Genomic DNA, 14,938 nt, shown 5'->3' with positions numbered 1-14,938 from the left:
TCAGTTCCAGTTGAATGTCAGAGACTTTGTCAGACGTTTGACGTTGCGGCGACTGACCGCAAAATAACGGAATCCGTCAGCATCGTGTGATGTGTAGTCGTGAAGTGGTTTATCTTTCCAGCACCCGCGTTTGTCATCCCATTCTTTCCGGTACGCCTCAAGGTGGGTAATGCCTTCGCCACACTTGTTCTCATCGAATACACAGAGCGGCAGGATTTCGCGCACTGCCTCAATACCCTCATCAACGGATAGCTTCGGCACCACCTCAAAGCGGATGGAGTAGGTTTGCCCGTCAATTTCGTACCCTTCCTGCGCCAGTTCCCGGCGTGATTTCGCGTCTGAACCGAACTCGCGGTTGTCGATATCATGCGGCCCGTTGTGGCTGGCATATTCATAGCCTTTGTCTTTCAGTACTTTCATGTAGTGCCGCAGACCTTCGCCACTGTTTGAGTAGTGATCGATGATGTGAAATTCTTCACCGACTTCACGCACAAACCAGATTGACGTTGAGTCACCCACACCGATATCCCAGTACGTATGCACCGGCAGATGTGAGTTATCAGGGATTTCGCCAATGCGTTTATTCTCGTACAGCCAGCGGAATTGCTTGGCGTAATACGCACCATCCACAGACTGCTGAAATGCCTCTGACGGTATCGACGGGTATTCCCTCTTCATATCGTCGCCGAGTGATTTTTCTTTGGCGTAGTACCAGGCTTTCTGCCGGTCGTTGAGCGTAATTCCGTACTTGCCGGATAGCTCATCAAAATAGTCAGTCAGGCGTTGCGGAAGTTGCTCAACAGGGTCGATTGCGTACTGCGGATTCTTCCACCAGGAGAAGAAGAAAAACTTCCAGTCCAGCGGAGATAATAATTTGCCCTGCATCTGCGCTTTTTCAGCCAGTTGGCAATAATCGAAGAAATAACCAGCCCGACCCTCTGCCGTGCTTTCAATCGTAGTGAAACATTCCGTTGATACTGCCTCAAACGCCCCTGTGACAATCTCACGGGCCTTTTCCGGCTGCCTGGCGCATATATTTCCGAACTCCGATACATGCAGGTAACGCAGCGTGCCGCCACGAAACGATACCGACACGGTCACCGAGCCACCTTTGCTGAATACCAGCTCACCGGCAGAGTCATTGCTCGCAGGATTGGCCGCTTTGATTTCATCCGGAAGTCGCTCGTAGGCGTACTTTATCTTCTCCCTGAACAGGCGTTTTGCGTCCGGTAAGGTGTGCGCTATCAGTGCGCACTTAGCTGATTCAAATATGGCCGCGTCAAGCTGGATAATGCAGACCTCAGTCGTGAATCCAAGCTGACGGGCTTTCAGAATGATATTGCGGTTGTGGATGCCTTCGAAATATTCTGTTTGCTCAGGCGTCATTTTGAAGCGAACCGGATGACCTTCTTTATCGGTGATCCAGTACAGATTATTCAGACGCCATTGCTTATTACGCAGTAACGCTAAATGCTCTGGCTTCATATTATTTGCCCGATAGTTCGTCCATCAGGTCAGAGAGAGTGCCGACAACATCATGCTCGCTTTTAATCTGGTCCCGGAATGCCTGGACAGATATGTGCTTACCGAGCAATTCAAGGTTCTTGACCTTGTCAGGCCATTTTATTTTCTTCAGGATGCCGATCATTTCCCGATTTTCACCACGTCCTTCAAACATATCAGCAAGGTCGAAGCCGCTCAGGTAGCGTCGCCATGATGCAGGCCAGTCGGAGACCGGCCTTATGCTCATGTCATCGGTCATAATGTCGAGAACATCCATCTGGTCTATTTCAACCAGGCGCCTCAGCACATATTCAGCATCAACTTTAAGTTGCTCACTGCGGCTGCTCATTAATTCCTGAATCCGTTTTTCGATGTCAGGTTTTGTCAGGTTTTCATTCCCGACACTTCGCGCAGTTTTATCACTGTACCCCGCACGAATAGCCGCCTGTGTAGCGTTCAAATCTACGAGGTACTCACGACAAAACATTTCCTGTTTATCTGTGAGTGCCATAATTATTCCTTGCTCTTTTCCTCAACCACCGGAATGTATCTGATGTCGCTGATTTCATCCGGTGCGGTATATGTCCATGAGCCATCCAGACCAGAAATACCAATCAGTCCGTTAGTAATGCGGGGCTCTTTCGTTGTCGTCAGTCCGTGATATGTCGTACCGTCCTTTTTGGTTGCTGTGACTTCGTATTTTTCAGTCATGTCCACCTCAGTTGATTGATGTTCACCATTTCTTCCACCACGGCAGGTGTCGCCGCATATGAGGGTGTCTTTATCCCGGTGTTACCGATTATTCTGGATGTCCACACGCTCGCTGTGAGGAGTGGCACTGGTCATGGCTAATGTGGCAGAGGAGATCGGCAGCTCGCAGGTAATAAAAAACCCGCCGGAGCGGGTTGTTGTGTTTTATTTGCTGAAATATTTAATATTCAGTCCATTCAGTATCCCGGGGAATAAACCGGAATATAATCTTATTGAAATATAAGTATTCTTTCTCTGTCAAAACCATGTTCACCGGCAAAGCTGAGATACTCATTTAACAGCTCTGTCGGCATAGCTGGCGTACGTGATAACACCCACAGGTAATCTTTATCGGGGCCAACAACCAGTGAGTACTGATAGTCATCATCAAGCTTAATAATATTGTAACCTCCATAGAAAGGTCCGAAGAAAGATACCTTTAACGCCCCTGTATCAGTTGAGTTAACAAAATAGGCCTTTCCGGTACTCTCTTTCCATTTATTGTTACTCGCATCCCAACCCCTGTTGATAACCTTCACACCACCATCATCACGAAGAGAATAGTTAGCTGTAACTTTGCTTAAGCCTTTTTCAAAACGATTATCTATCCTGGCAATTTCATACCAGTCACCTAAGTAATGAGATAAATCAAAAGGTTTAACCGGGGTTATATCTTTGGGCACTTTGACACTGCATCCATTAAGCAGAAACATACCCAAAAACATAAAAACTGACTTTATCTGCATCATAACCTCATCAAGTTATTAACCAATGAGATACTTTCGCATAAAAAATGTGTTTGTACGATCTATTCACTGTTCCACAACAGCCATTACTGTCATCTCAATATCGGTGATACATCAGAGGAACAGCAGGAAATTTCCGGCAGATAAAACAATGCCTTTCCCGCCTGATATTACAGCGTCAACCATGGCACTGCGATATACCCTGTTTTTATGCAGTTATATTTTCGTACAGACTGAAACACCGGGTAATATCTTTATACAAACTAAAACCAGCTCACAATATTAAGCTGGCTTTATGGTGTATTCCCATGCTTCAATAAAAATAATATTCATTATTTTTTAGTAATGAATATCATTTATGATTATATTTTTGGTATAATTAGATTGCTAAAGGCTCCATATATACAAAGGAGCTTTTTACTGATTCTGTATAATCATTCTGAGTTTCAGGAAACAGATATTCATAAGACACATGAAATATATTTATTATCTTAAATACAACACTGACATCTATTTTATTAACACCCCGTTCATACCTTGACAACTGTTGCTGTGACACTCCCAGCATTCTGGCTAACATCTTTGTTGTCAAGCCATTACGGTGTCTTAAATCGCGGATGTTCTGGCCTACAATAAAATTAATATCTTTCATTCTGAACCTCCTAACAAACATATATTAAGAGTAAAGCATAATATGCTGACTGACAAACCAAGTCATCAACAAAAAAAAGACTATTCAGAATGATTACCCAACAAAGAAAGATATCTCGCGCAAAAAAACCAAAAATATAATTTAATGACTATCAAAAAGATTAATTAACCTCGTTAACCTTAATTATTAACCTCACACCAAGTAATTATACTTGTTTATGTTTTGTTTAACTTTTAGCAGGTATATTCGATTGCAGGAGTCGTAAGTATACCTTCTATTAATCATTTGCCCGGCAATAGCCGGGCTATTTTTTTATCCTCTCCGCTTCAATCTCCCGTATTGCCTGCTTATCGTGATTACAGTTAGCAATATATTTCATGGCATCAGCCAGCAGCTCAACTGCACCACCGAACGTCAGATCATCCGGTATATCTATCTGCTCACAATCAGCGGTCAGTTGCGGCGGAAGCGGCACCACCGGCGCGGGTATTAATTCCGGCCGCGTATCTGCGCAACTCACTGACAGCATCAGCGGGAACAGGAGCAGCAGCGCATTCACTGCCCTTAAATACTGTTTTGATAACCGTCTTAACGTTGACATGCTCTGTGTCCTCAACCTGTTTGGCTTTGATGTTGTCGAGTGCCACGCGGTGTCTGATGGCAACAGCTGCAAGCGTGGTGGTATTTATCGCCTGCTGTGCTGATAACTGGCCTGAGAGTACTGTGTTACTCACTTTCAGCTGTTGGTTATCCCGGTAGGTGTCATATACCCACCAGGCGGCAGCAATAAACAACGCGGCAATTACCGCTTCTTTCCGGTTCATAACGCTTCACACTTATAATGGATCACACCGTCCAGCAGGTTACCCGGCAGAGGCTTACAGTGATTCGGGAGTGAATACAGATAACAACCCGCCAACAAAGCAGTAGTCAGCAGGATGATAGCAATGATGATCAACGTTAAGGGGTTCCGTGGCATACCGCGTTCTCCGTATCCCGCCGGTTAATCAGTCCGTGCCACTGCTTGCCACCGGCAAATGTCCAGCGTTTCATTTCGTCACACGCACCGGCGATATCACCTGCATTGAGTTTGCGCAGCATAGTGGAGCGCGAGAACGCACCGGTTCCGGTGTTATATGCAAATGAATAGATGGCCGCCCGGGTATTGTCATCAATCGGCACTTTGATCATAGGATCAACCGCGCGCCGGACTTTCGTCAGGTCGTCGTGCAACAGGGCCTTGCATTCAGCGTCCGTGTACAGCTTGCCGGGCTGAATATCACTGCCGGTATGGCCATAACATACTGTGAGCACTCCGGCCACATCACGATAAGGCGTATACTCAACACCTTCATATGCGGGGATCAGCACCAGCGCACCGGCAATTGCTCCGGCAGCACAAGCGGCCATGACCTTTTTAACCAATCGCTTATTCATGATGTTCTCCGGCTTTCAACTGGAATTCCTTCCGTTTGTAATACCAGTTAACCAGGAACGTACCGACGGTACAGATGATCCCGGCAACAATGGCCCACTGATCCAGAGATAAAATGCCAAAGGCAGAGGTTATAAGCCCCCAGGCGTATGCTGTAGGGCTGGAATATTTGTCGGACATGCGCATATCCACCCCTTGCGGAGTGTTCCGTATGTTGAGTGATAGGGAAATCCCGCAACCGGGTTATATGTTTTAAACAGGTTAAAGTGAGGTGGCTGCGGCATTATTCAGAATCCCACCAGCGGCGGGAAAGCAATAAAAAGAGCACTGTGTCCGAATACGGATTAGGTAATGAGCCTGTCGTATTCCAGTGCTCTTATTATTGCCATGGATAAAAACCGCGTACAGCTCTTATGTTAAGTGATAATAAGGTAATTGATGCTGTGGCAATATAAACGAAAAAGGCCGCAAAAGGCGACCTTTGGAATTTAAATAAATATTATACAACCTTTCTTAATCTAAATGACGCACTACAATTGTAAACAATGCATCTTAGTTATGTTGTTGGTATACACTTATACTTTCCCCGGTTGCTGTTTGCGGTTTTTTTGTACACAACTAATGCTCTATCCGGTGATTCAACAGAATTGAATATGTGAGCTATCATTATGGTTTTTTATCATCCTGACTCAGGCATAGCGAACATAAAACAACAGGCCCTTTTGCTATAACAACAGCCTGTTGAATAGCTGCATGCACTCCCCAGAAATATCCGACATACGCTGTACTTTTAGACTGCTGTAACTTTTGACATGTAATTTTATGTAAAACAAAACTACTATCACTCTCAGTTAACGTTAAATAATAATCCATATACCCCGCCTGTTATTCTTTATACTTATAAAAACAGGAATAACATATTAACAGGGATTTTAAAAATTAAAAAATCTACTGATTCCCTGTCATAAGAATCCAGCCAGACAACTGATCCTGCCACACCATGGATCTGGTACATCTTTTTTTAAACAAAAAAACAGAATATTATGCATTACAGCCCTCTTGTTTATTCAATTCAGCAAGCGCTAATTCTCTCATCCAATCTGAAAGCAGTGGTTTAGTTTTTACCGCATCCATGAGCGCTCTCTCTTTTTTGGTCAGGCGAACAACAATTACTTCTGTTTTCATATTAGGCACAATAATTTCCCTCTGTTAAGAAATAATATTGGCACAAAATAAAAACAGAGATGTCGACTTTACACGTATTTACATAATAAAAAGCCCCACCATAACTGATGAGGCTGAAAAGACTCTGGTGGAGCACCTAGTCTCCCCGTCTTCATCTTTTACTCTTTAAGTATAGCAGATAAAATCAATACGACCCCCAAAAAACAAGATAATCAAATTTTAATTTAAAAATATAATGGCCGTTTTATGGATGGTGATGTTTTGTATCAATTTATTCCTGACATTTACATAACACAAGTAATCTGTGGATAGTTTTACACATACTTCAAATGTGATTTATGCAAAGTAAACAACCATCAACACAATGGCTAACACCAGCAAAGCAGAAACTGATAACCATTGAAATAAACGGAACACTGTATCAAATTGAAACGGGTTAAACATAGATACTCCTCTGGAACATAGTCCCGTGAGTGCCGCTCATTTCTCTGATTCACCGGTAAAGAAGATAACCTTACGGTTGTAAAGTCAGCTCCCAGACTGAGCCAACGGCACGGTATTGACAACACTACTATACCACATCGTCTTGGCACGGATTTTTTATTTACCTGATATTACTCAGCTTCGCAGTTTACCTTTTTTCTTTTAAGAATTGGTTTTTCAGTATTAGCTACATAAAGAGCAAATACTAATATCAGAATTGTAATTGAATATACGATTAATAATGATGGTTGTTTATGTTCGACTACTACCAGCCTGATAACCGCTGTTATTGCTATATATAAAAAATAATGCAGCGGAAAATGATAGTTTGATTGAAAGTACTTGATTATTAATGCAATAAATTCAAAATATAAAAAATATATAATTATCCCATCAACTAATGAATACAGCGACACCAGGTCATTTTTTTTAAATAACAAAGCAGCAAGGATAATTGTTTCTTTTATCAAAAAAACAATCAATATAATTGCCAAAAGTAACAGTGCCGCACTGCTGATCCACTGAAGCAACCGACTTATTAACTTTGATTGGCTCAACCCTGACATGATGGCTCCTGAGGTTTCCCTCGTCAATATCACATCTATTTTTTATAGAATACAAAAATAAAGAACCGAAGGTACGGAACTTGCTAAACGTCAGCTGATATGAAATGTGTTTATACAGTTTACCACATTCTATTTCTTTAACTGTCTTACTTACACGTGATTACAATAAATAATCAACTTCATCAACATGAGTATAAAAACCCGCAATACGAAGTTTTTATTTATAAGCAATGTGATACAGAGATCATTCAATGACAATCTTTGTAACTTATTTGTACAGAGAATTTTCTCCCGGAGGTCTGGTCTTAAACCTTCTGTGTGCCCACAAGTATTGGTCCGGAGCATGCATGATTTCTGCCTCAATAATCTGATTTAGTTTCTCAGCATCTGCCAGGTCATCTCCACACGGAAAATCAGCAATTTCTTTACCAATTATTAATTCATAAGGCCTCTTACCACTTTCATTATTTCTTATCATCGTTGCAGTAAGTATCGGTGACTTCGATAATTTGGCTATAGCTGCCACTCCTTTTGATGTAGAAGCATTAGCTACCGAAAAAAAAGGGGCGAAGATAGTACCTTTAGTTCCAAAGTCCTGATCCGGAGCAAACCAAATAGCCTGCCCGCGTTTGAGTTCCGATACCATAAACTTCAGATTCTTACGGTCGATCATTCCGCTTCCGGAGCGGCTTCGGCACCTTGTCTGTATATACTCCATTGCTTTATTGTTGTGGGGACGATACATAGCATTTACAGGAAAACACAGCCCCATAACTCTGCCCCCAAGTTCCAGCGACATGGAATGAATACCAATAATTAAAACACCATTATTTTTGTCATATACATCATTAAAGTTATCACAACCCGTTACTCTAAATATTTCATTAATTTTTTTGTCATTCCAGAACCAGGCAATACCGGTTTCAAATAATGCAATCCCTAAAGATGACAGGTTGCTTGCAACCATACTCTCTATCTGGATTTTATTTCTGTCAGGAAAACATAATTCTAAATTTTTTTTAATTATGGATACCCGCCTTTTCAGGAACAAACCAGAAAAACGACCTAACTTATCGCCTAAAAACACAAGCCATGGATAAGGCATCTGAACAAAACAGAAAAGCAACAGGATACCAATCCAGGTTAAAATGTACCTTGGGTGAAGAAGCCTGATAGAAAATTTATTCAGAGAATACATTTTTTCCTGATAAGTAATAATTACTGCATAATAAAAAGGCCTGATAATATTATCAGGCCTTGGAATTTAGTTTTTCTATTGCCTGGACAACAGCATCACCGTTTTACAAAAAATGCATTTTGCACCATGCGGATTTGATGCAGAAACATCAAAGTGCGAAGTCCGGTATTGTGTTCCACTGCAACAGGGGCACTGAAAAAACAGTGCTATTATCATTGGTGCGCCTTAGAGACCCACCACATTTGATGCAGACGGACCTTTTGCCCCGTCTTCAATATTGAAGGTAACATTCTGACCTTCAAATAATGTCTTGAAGCTGTCGCTCTGGATCGCAGAGAAGTGAACAAACACATCTTTGCTGCCGTCAGCCGGAGTGATGAAGCCAAAACCTTTCGATTCGTTAAACCATTTTACTGAACCAGTCATTGTATTAGACATAGAATTTCCTTTAATTTTTTGATTGCCATAAGGCATATGAGGTTTGTTTTTTATTTTTACTTATGGGAATTAATTAGAAGGAATTCGCAATGAAGTGGTATCGAGGATAACGCTAAATGGTGAACAACTTTAAACTGACTAGCATAAATAGGCCTGTACTTCCAAACCAGTGACGCCATTAAGCCACAGATGATCACAAATAGCAAACTTTATTATTTTATCCCTCAGATGTTACGTATCACTACACGTAAATCACGACTGATTTTAACCAATTATCTTATCTGTTTATCAACATAAAAAAACCCCGTAAAAACGGGGTTTCAGTTTGTAATCAATACGACACAGAAATAACTCTGATCACAATAGCGTCTTTTTTACGATCGTAAAGCATTAATTTTTAAATCATGTAATTTGTTCATAAATGTCCGCATACCTCCATGATGTGATGTACCGTCCATTTCCAGTTTTACATCTCCCATTATGAGCATTCCTTCCACCAGCCCTTCTGCCTTCTGGAGTTTTTTCCCTATGTGAGTGTCTGAGCACCCGTATTTCTTGGCCAACTGAATAAACGTCTTACCGAAAACATAGTAATCAAAAAGCAGATCATGCATATCGCTGTTGCGGATGTTCAGTTTTGCCATAATGCCGGATATCACCAGTGCATCATTATCAGTACATTGCTGACGACTCTTAACTTTTTCAGGGATCAGCCCTTTAAACCCGGCAGCAATTGGTGACCAATATACTGATTCCTGATTATCAACAACCCAAGCCCCCCACCGTTCTAACACCTGGCGAATATCACGCATACATTACCTCGTTATTTTGCAGGCTATGAGGTTTAATATCTTCCGATAAAACAGAAATGGCGCTTCCCGTATAGTTGCCCTGAAGAGTAGTGTTGCTCCAATGTTTCTCTCTCATTGTTCTCACTCCTGTATGCCTTTCATCTCGAACTCGGTCATAAGCACACCGATGTAGATTATGTACGCTTCGCACCAGGTATCCCGGTGAAACGTCCTGACTGTGTACCGGTTTATTTTCAACTCAGTCGCCAGTGTCGCCTGATTACCGTAGTGTTCAGGTATCGGTGTAATTTCAGGTCTTACGCTTTAACTCCCTCACTTTCGCACGGTACTCATCGCGTATACGGATATAGTCTTCCCGCTTCCAGTGCGGTATCTCATGCGGACCGCGTAACCAGTCAACTAACTCCTGTCCAAATTTTTCAATCAGCCGTAACTCGTATTTCTGCGTTACAGTGTTATTTTTGTGTGAGAATTTACCGGCCCCCGCATTGCATGATTTACATTGCTTATAGGCATTTCGCTCCTCAAACCGCAGCTCAGGATGTGACCCGACAGACAGAAAATGACCGCAGTCCCACTGCCCACCATGTAAATCAGGCGGATTAGGTTCACCACAACTGATGCATGGTTCATCGCGGTCTCTGAGTCTGATGAATTGGTTAAACGCTGTTTGTGCTTGCTGCCGGAAATATGAGGTAGGTTTTACTGCTAACTTGCGGATTTTTAATTTATCTTTTGCTTCACGTTCTTTTTGCTGCTGCTCCTTTCTTAATTTGGCTTCAGCCTTTTCCCTTTCCCTGCTTCGTCGCTTTATTGCCAACTCAGCACCATGCTCCGGACAGCACCACCATTCGTTACTAAACTTCGGGTGAAACCAGTCGCGGCATATCAGGCATTTTCGCCTTGGCCACTTCATCATACCCCTCCTTCAGTTCGATAAATATATGATTGCAAAAAACTTCGATTAACGGCGATAAAGTGTTCTACTATTAATGATGAGATGTTAATTCTTCATAAAGGAGTTGGTTATGCATAAAGTTATTCTTGTACCTATAGACCTAAATCATAACTATTTGACCGACAAGGTCATTTCTGAAATCAATGAATTCTCAGTAAATAAAAATACACATTTTTATTTCTTGACTGTCATTTCCCCCGCCGAAAAATATAATGAGTATGGTGTTGGATACACGATGATCACTGAAGATACTAAATTCGAAGATGAAACATCTAAGACCATTGAAAAAGAACTAAAAGAAGTTGTAAGTAAATTCGGCATCCCCGATAACCAGGTATCCCTGCTCGTTAAGATTGGTAGTGCTGCCGACATCATAATCGACGTATCCCAACAGATTAAAGCTGACCTTATTATTATTGGCTCCCGCAATCCAAGCTTTAAAACACATATCCTTGGTTCAACTGCTTCATCGTTAGCACATTACGCAAAAACATCCGTATTTATAGTAAGATAACGCATGTTATGCTGCGGGAAACTGTCTTTATAAACAGCGCACTTCCCGCAGCATTGCGTCCATTCTGGTTATAATCGACTGTCCGAAACCCGGCTCAATGTATGCTTTGCTGACCACCTTTCCGCAAAATTCGATTCGTTTTCTCTCACTCTGCTCACCACCCGGCACTAACTCACCACGTGAATCACAAACGTAACGATACAGCCTGGTGACAGCATCCGGCGATATAGCAAATAACGGACTCTCATGGCGGTTATGCCTCGTTGTACCAACCTTTCGCAAACATCCGATATACAGCATTTTGTTGGTAAACCACTTAATGAACTCTGTCGAGTTTCCTGTGCGCAGTCCGGCCTCGTGATTGGTGAACGAATCCAGATCGCGACATGCCCTGATTATGTCAACGCATACTTTGAATTGTTCGTCATTCATCGCCACATCCTGTTAATCATTGCCCGTGGTGTTGGTTTCAGATATCTGACTACCGGCAGATACACGGTGACGTCGAAATACTGAGGATTGATATTCAGTGACTTCACCGGGTTATACCCCTTACGCCTGTAGTAAATGCAGAGATTATCGGCTTCGTCATTGGTGAGAAGTCGGTGTATGTGCGGTTCTTTCATACGTCCTGCTCCTATTCCTGATGTCCGTAATGATTAAACCTGTATCGCGCGGCGCGGGGTTTTATACCTTCACCTATAGCCCACGCCTGCGAATATTCGATTAAGCTTGTCATGCGCTTCTTACTCATGTTTGCGGTACTTTCTCTTGCCAGCGGTACAATCTCTCCCTCAAGTCCCGGAATAAGCGTACCGTCACGGCCTGTCGCCTTTGCATGTCCGGATACGAAAATACATTTCCAGTCCTGCAATCCCCACGTATTGCCAGCCCATACAATGCCCTGCTCTGCTACATTGCCGCACAGCGCATGAAACATGTCATTTTGGGGAAGGGTTCGCTTCGGATCGGATATTTTTACTTCGAGGGGGAATTCTTCGTTAAGCGGGAGATTGTCGAGCTCTGCCTTGAGATTTCTGAGTATCTGTATATTCCTGAGAAGGAATGTCTGTTTTTGCATTCAACCTCCTGAGGTTATCGGTTGCCGTTAGTTTCTTACGGGTGTATTTTAATTTCTTCGGGTCGTTAGCTCAGCCGGTAGAGCAGTTGACTCTTAATCAATTGGTCGGGAGTTCGAGCCTCCCACGACCCACCATTGCGGTCATCGTATAATGGCTATTACCTCAGCCTTCCAAGCTGATGATGCGGGTTCGATTCCCGCTGGCCGCTCCAATCATTTCAAAAAGTCTTCTGTCCTGGGTTATGACGCTACTTAACCTGCCTGCGGAAGCTTTCCCATGTGAAATTGATAACGGTCGGCGAACCCATTCTCAGGCGGTCAATAACCCGATCACCCAATGCTTTTGCCAGTTCGTCAAAATTGAGATTGGTCAGCACACCTACCGGTTTTTTATTCGATAACCGGCGGTCTACCACCTGAAAAATAATCAGTTCTTCGTTCAGGTTATTACGCTGTACGCCGACATCATCCAGCACCAGTAAATCCACTTCGCACAGGTCGCTGATCAGCTGCGACTCCGTAGTTTTCGCCCCCTTCTGGTATGTTTCACGGACACGCATCATCAGGTCTGGCAGAGTGGCAATCAGAATGCTTTTCCCGTTCCGGATTATCTGGTTGCCGATGGCCGCTGCCAGATGGTTTTTACCGGTGCCGGGATTACCGCTGAAAATAAATCCACCAAATGATTTACCAAACTCAGATGCGTACTGCTGTGATTTACTGAGTGCCCGCTGTTGCTCAGGCGTTGTCGCCAGATAGTTCTCAAACGTGCATTCCTGGTGTAACGGTCTGATACCGGAACGCCCCATGATTTTATGCAGTCGAGCCACACGGTTTTCGTCAGCAATCCGTTTCGCATCGATGGCGCCCTGCTCACGCTGCCACGCCATCAGCTCAGCAGCATTCGTGAATTTTGGCTTGATGTGCTCCGGCTTCATGCGGTTAAACCTCGCCAGAGTCTGTGCTGCTGTTGCCATCAGAAGTCCTCCGGTATGAATTGCTGAACACGCTTAGGCCGGACAATGCGCGACCGTGTTGGTGGTGATTTCGGCATAAACAAGCCAGTCCAGCCGTTTGATATCGATTCGTCGATTACGCTCTCAGGTGTATACCCTGCCTCGTAAAATTTAGTCAGCCTGGATATCAGCCCGTTTAGTGTCTGTTTTGTCCTGATCGGTTTTTTCAGGTCTTTCCGGTAGGTAACCCAGTTCACCCAGGTATCACGGCTCAACCAGTCAGGCAGCGGGTGTGCATTTGCATCAAAGGGTTCTGGCTTTGCCGGTTTTTCAGGTTTAGGGGATATAGGGGTATATATATTTTCTTTTTTCTTTAAAGTATTTCTTTTGTGTGTCTCCAAACCAGAGACATCATTTGTCTCTAACTTAGAGACTTTTTTTGTCTCCAGATTAGAGACAGTGTCTCTAAGTTGATTTTTCCACGCCGAAACCTCCTTGTTAACCCCAATCTTATTGCCATCTTTCACGATGTAATTCATTGAAATTAATTCGTTCTTTGCCTTGTTAACGTTCTGACGGGACAGGCCGGTAATTTCTGACAGCTGAGAATCTGCTATCCGGTCATTTTTCTTCCCGAACCCGTATGTTTTTCTGATCAGTGCCAACATTACCCGGAACTGTCTGGCTGTCAGATTGCAGCATGAAAGAGACTCCAGCAGTTCGTTGGCGAGTTTAGTGTAACCATCGTCCAGGTCTGCCACTCGTGGTTGCTCCTGCTTAACAGGGAATTCATACACTTCCGCTGTATTCATAGCGACCTCCATATCTTTGTTTTGTAATTACTTTCATGTATAATTACTCCGTTAATTGCTGTATCAAAAGAGGGAAACTTTATGTTTCCCTCTTTTCAACAACACTGGCTATTGATACAGTATAAATATTAAGTGCTTTTCTTAATGCGCCTCTGCTGCTCCAACAGTCGGGGCGTTTTCTTTGATTCTCATCTGAGAGAGTTCACCAATCTGCTTCCACAGAAACCGATACTCCTCCTCACTGATTTTTCTTTCGCCAGGCAAAACAAAATCCCTGATACCGGCTGCGGCCAATGTCTCGCATATCTCCGGTAACTTTTCTGTTCTGCGCAGGATTGTTGAATCGTGAACACCGAGTAGTTTTGCAACGACCGTCTGTGTGGTGTTTCTGATTGCCTGATGAGCGGTTGTCATCAGATGATTTGACACAAACCGGTTGAACGATTTGCGTGGATTTGCATTTTCCATAATGTAAATTCCTTTTGGTATAGATAGTCCGTAGCTCACATCCTGTGAGGTAGTTTTATATGTAAATCGTCACTTTATCAGTGACTCCGTAGCAGCTAACAGCTCTGCGATTGTTAAAGAACCAGGGTAACTACATATACCTCTGCGGATACAAAATCTGCATTTCAGTGATTTTTTTTTCGTAAAATTTCACCAATTTTTCAGCAATCTCAAGTGATGCCGTCTGAGCGCCACGCTCCAAACGACTGAGGTTCCCGACATCGTAGTTAATTGCGGCCGCCACCTCTGCAATTGTTAATTGCTTTTCCAAACGAATTTTCCTTAAAGGCGTTATTTGCATATCTCACTCCACCTTGAATGCGCCATACGCATATTACCATA

24 protein-coding genes and 2 tRNA genes are annotated in these 14,938 nt (G+C 43.1%); 3 read left to right on the top strand and 23 right to left on the bottom strand.

The features are described 5' to 3' along the window. From AAZR23_RS03650 to AAZR23_RS03570, 17 genes are all read right to left on the bottom strand, one after another. The gene (locus tag AAZR23_RS03650) at nucleotides 1-1,485 is read right to left on the bottom strand and encodes a terminase (protein WP_126323755.1); all 1,485 of its coding nucleotides are present in this window, start codon (nucleotides 1,483-1,485) and stop codon (nucleotides 1-3) included. Nucleotide 1,486: 1 nt separating this feature from the next. Continuing rightward, on the bottom strand, nucleotides 1,487-2,014 hold the full coding sequence (locus AAZR23_RS03645; RefSeq protein WP_036414524.1) for a terminase small subunit: 528 nt from the start codon (nucleotides 2,012-2,014) through the stop codon (nucleotides 1,487-1,489). Between the two features lie 2 nt (nucleotides 2,015-2,016). Beyond that, nucleotides 2,017-2,214, bottom strand: a complete 198-nt coding sequence (locus AAZR23_RS03640) for a hypothetical protein (RefSeq protein ID WP_111759702.1) — start codon at nucleotides 2,212-2,214, stop codon at nucleotides 2,017-2,019. Between the two features lie 269 nt (nucleotides 2,215-2,483). Beyond that, nucleotides 2,484-2,999, bottom strand: coding sequence for a lipocalin family protein (locus tag AAZR23_RS03635; RefSeq protein ID WP_434692379.1), 516 nt, complete (start codon nucleotides 2,997-2,999; stop codon nucleotides 2,484-2,486). A 379-nt stretch (nucleotides 3,000-3,378) separates the two neighbouring features. Then, the gene (locus AAZR23_RS03630) at nucleotides 3,379-3,651 is read right to left on the bottom strand and encodes a helix-turn-helix domain-containing protein (protein WP_024473808.1); all 273 of its coding nucleotides are present in this window, start codon (nucleotides 3,649-3,651) and stop codon (nucleotides 3,379-3,381) included. Nucleotides 3,652-3,955: 304 nt separating this feature from the next. Continuing rightward, the gene (gene lysC / locus AAZR23_RS03625) at nucleotides 3,956-4,180 is read right to left on the bottom strand and encodes an Rz1-like lysis system protein LysC (protein ID WP_434690577.1); all 225 of its coding nucleotides are present in this window, start codon (nucleotides 4,178-4,180) and stop codon (nucleotides 3,956-3,958) included. Then, the gene (locus AAZR23_RS03620; RefSeq protein WP_317419153.1) at nucleotides 4,098-4,475 is read right to left on the bottom strand and encodes a hypothetical protein; all 378 of its coding nucleotides are present in this window, start codon (nucleotides 4,473-4,475) and stop codon (nucleotides 4,098-4,100) included. Before AAZR23_RS03620 ends, lysC begins: the two co-directional genes overlap by 83 nt. Nucleotides 4,476-4,611: 136 nt before the next feature. Then, nucleotides 4,612-5,088: a lysozyme gene (locus AAZR23_RS03615; RefSeq protein WP_166707602.1), complete on the bottom strand. Its 477-nt coding sequence runs from the start codon at nucleotides 5,086-5,088 to the stop codon at nucleotides 4,612-4,614. Beyond that, nucleotides 5,081-5,272, bottom strand: coding sequence for a phage holin family protein (locus tag AAZR23_RS03610; protein WP_004238694.1), 192 nt, complete (start codon nucleotides 5,270-5,272; stop codon nucleotides 5,081-5,083). The genes AAZR23_RS03615 and AAZR23_RS03610 overlap by 8 nt, the downstream gene beginning before the upstream one ends. Before the next feature lie 480 nt (nucleotides 5,273-5,752). After that, on the bottom strand, nucleotides 5,753-5,959 hold the full coding sequence (locus AAZR23_RS03605) for a hypothetical protein (RefSeq protein WP_166707601.1): 207 nt from the start codon (nucleotides 5,957-5,959) through the stop codon (nucleotides 5,753-5,755). Between the two features lie 168 nt (nucleotides 5,960-6,127). Beyond that, nucleotides 6,128-6,280: an MbeCy gene (locus AAZR23_RS03600; RefSeq protein WP_166707600.1), complete on the bottom strand. Its 153-nt coding sequence runs from the start codon at nucleotides 6,278-6,280 to the stop codon at nucleotides 6,128-6,130. A 605-nt stretch (nucleotides 6,281-6,885) separates the two neighbouring features. Continuing rightward, on the bottom strand, nucleotides 6,886-7,320 hold the full coding sequence (gene psiE, locus AAZR23_RS03595) for a phosphate-starvation-inducible protein PsiE (RefSeq protein ID WP_317419150.1): 435 nt from the start codon (nucleotides 7,318-7,320) through the stop codon (nucleotides 6,886-6,888). A 268-nt stretch (nucleotides 7,321-7,588) separates the two neighbouring features. Next, entirely contained in the window at nucleotides 7,589-8,518 is a 930-nt protein-coding gene (gene lpxL, locus AAZR23_RS03590; RefSeq protein WP_218455438.1) for an LpxL/LpxP family Kdo(2)-lipid IV(A) lauroyl/palmitoleoyl acyltransferase, read from the bottom strand. 75 nt (nucleotides 8,519-8,593) lie between these two features. After that, on the bottom strand, nucleotides 8,594-8,734 hold the full coding sequence (gene ymcF / locus AAZR23_RS03585) for a cold shock small protein YmcF (RefSeq protein WP_223302381.1): 141 nt from the start codon (nucleotides 8,732-8,734) through the stop codon (nucleotides 8,594-8,596). A 9-nt stretch (nucleotides 8,735-8,743) separates the two neighbouring features. Next, nucleotides 8,744-8,956, bottom strand: coding sequence for a transcription antiterminator/RNA stability regulator CspE (gene cspE, locus AAZR23_RS03580; RefSeq protein WP_004242341.1), 213 nt, complete (start codon nucleotides 8,954-8,956; stop codon nucleotides 8,744-8,746). Between the two features lie 374 nt (nucleotides 8,957-9,330). Then, on the bottom strand, nucleotides 9,331-9,768 hold the full coding sequence (locus tag AAZR23_RS03575) for an antiterminator Q family protein (RefSeq protein ID WP_046024441.1): 438 nt from the start codon (nucleotides 9,766-9,768) through the stop codon (nucleotides 9,331-9,333). A 289-nt stretch (nucleotides 9,769-10,057) separates the two neighbouring features. Then, nucleotides 10,058-10,687, bottom strand: coding sequence for a recombination protein NinG (locus AAZR23_RS03570; protein ID WP_096747285.1), 630 nt, complete (start codon nucleotides 10,685-10,687; stop codon nucleotides 10,058-10,060). A 109-nt stretch (nucleotides 10,688-10,796) separates the two neighbouring features. On the opposite strand from AAZR23_RS03570, the gene AAZR23_RS03565 reads away from it, so the two are divergent. Next, nucleotides 10,797-11,240, top strand: coding sequence for a universal stress protein (locus AAZR23_RS03565; RefSeq protein WP_434690568.1), 444 nt, complete (start codon nucleotides 10,797-10,799; stop codon nucleotides 11,238-11,240). A 27-nt stretch (nucleotides 11,241-11,267) separates the two neighbouring features. Here AAZR23_RS03565 and AAZR23_RS03560 read toward each other — a convergent pair whose 3' ends face one another. Together AAZR23_RS03560 and AAZR23_RS03555 are read right to left on the bottom strand one after the other, a co-directional pair. Further along, nucleotides 11,268-11,672, bottom strand: a complete 405-nt coding sequence (locus tag AAZR23_RS03560) for a hypothetical protein (protein WP_434690565.1) — start codon at nucleotides 11,670-11,672, stop codon at nucleotides 11,268-11,270. 205 nt (nucleotides 11,673-11,877) lie between these two features. After that, a complete protein-coding gene (locus AAZR23_RS03555) occupies nucleotides 11,878-12,321 on the bottom strand; it encodes a recombination protein NinB (RefSeq protein WP_046024444.1) in 444 nt (147 codons plus the stop codon). Nucleotides 12,322-12,380: 59 nt separating this feature from the next. On the opposite strand from AAZR23_RS03555, the gene AAZR23_RS03550 reads away from it, so the two are divergent. Both AAZR23_RS03550 and AAZR23_RS03545 read left to right on the top strand, forming a co-directional pair. Further along, nucleotides 12,381-12,456: transfer RNA gene (locus tag AAZR23_RS03550), tRNA-Lys, on the top strand. A gap of 2 nt (nucleotides 12,457-12,458) precedes the next feature. Next, nucleotides 12,459-12,533 (top strand) — tRNA-Gly (locus AAZR23_RS03545). Nucleotides 12,534-12,569: 36 nt separating this feature from the next. Here the strand turns inward: AAZR23_RS03545 and AAZR23_RS03540 are convergent. The 4 genes from AAZR23_RS03540 to AAZR23_RS03525 all read right to left on the bottom strand — a co-directional run bounded on the left by AAZR23_RS03540 (nucleotide 12,570) and on the right by AAZR23_RS03525 (nucleotide 14,897). Then, nucleotides 12,570-13,298 (bottom strand): ATP-binding protein, encoded by a 729-nt coding sequence (locus AAZR23_RS03540; protein ID WP_126324390.1) that lies wholly within the window; start codon nucleotides 13,296-13,298, stop codon nucleotides 12,570-12,572. Then, nucleotides 13,298-14,089, bottom strand: coding sequence for a replication protein (locus tag AAZR23_RS03535; protein ID WP_096747802.1), 792 nt, complete (start codon nucleotides 14,087-14,089; stop codon nucleotides 13,298-13,300). Before AAZR23_RS03535 ends, AAZR23_RS03540 begins: the two co-directional genes overlap by 1 nt. A 141-nt stretch (nucleotides 14,090-14,230) precedes the next feature. Further along, nucleotides 14,231-14,557, bottom strand: coding sequence for a hypothetical protein (locus tag AAZR23_RS03530; protein WP_036414494.1), 327 nt, complete (start codon nucleotides 14,555-14,557; stop codon nucleotides 14,231-14,233). Between the two features lie 130 nt (nucleotides 14,558-14,687). Next, complete coding sequence (locus AAZR23_RS03525) at nucleotides 14,688-14,897, bottom strand: helix-turn-helix domain-containing protein (protein ID WP_036414492.1); 210 nt, start codon at nucleotides 14,895-14,897, stop codon at nucleotides 14,688-14,690. Nucleotides 14,898-14,938: the final 41 nt, after the last annotated feature.

The sequence above is a fragment of the Morganella sp. Je.2.23 genome (assembly GCF_051129855.1).
GTDB lineage: Bacteria > Pseudomonadota > Gammaproteobacteria > Enterobacterales > Enterobacteriaceae > Morganella > Morganella sibonii.
The sequence above is the reverse complement of the archived record's forward strand: the minus strand, read 5'-3'. Positions and strand labels throughout refer to the sequence as shown.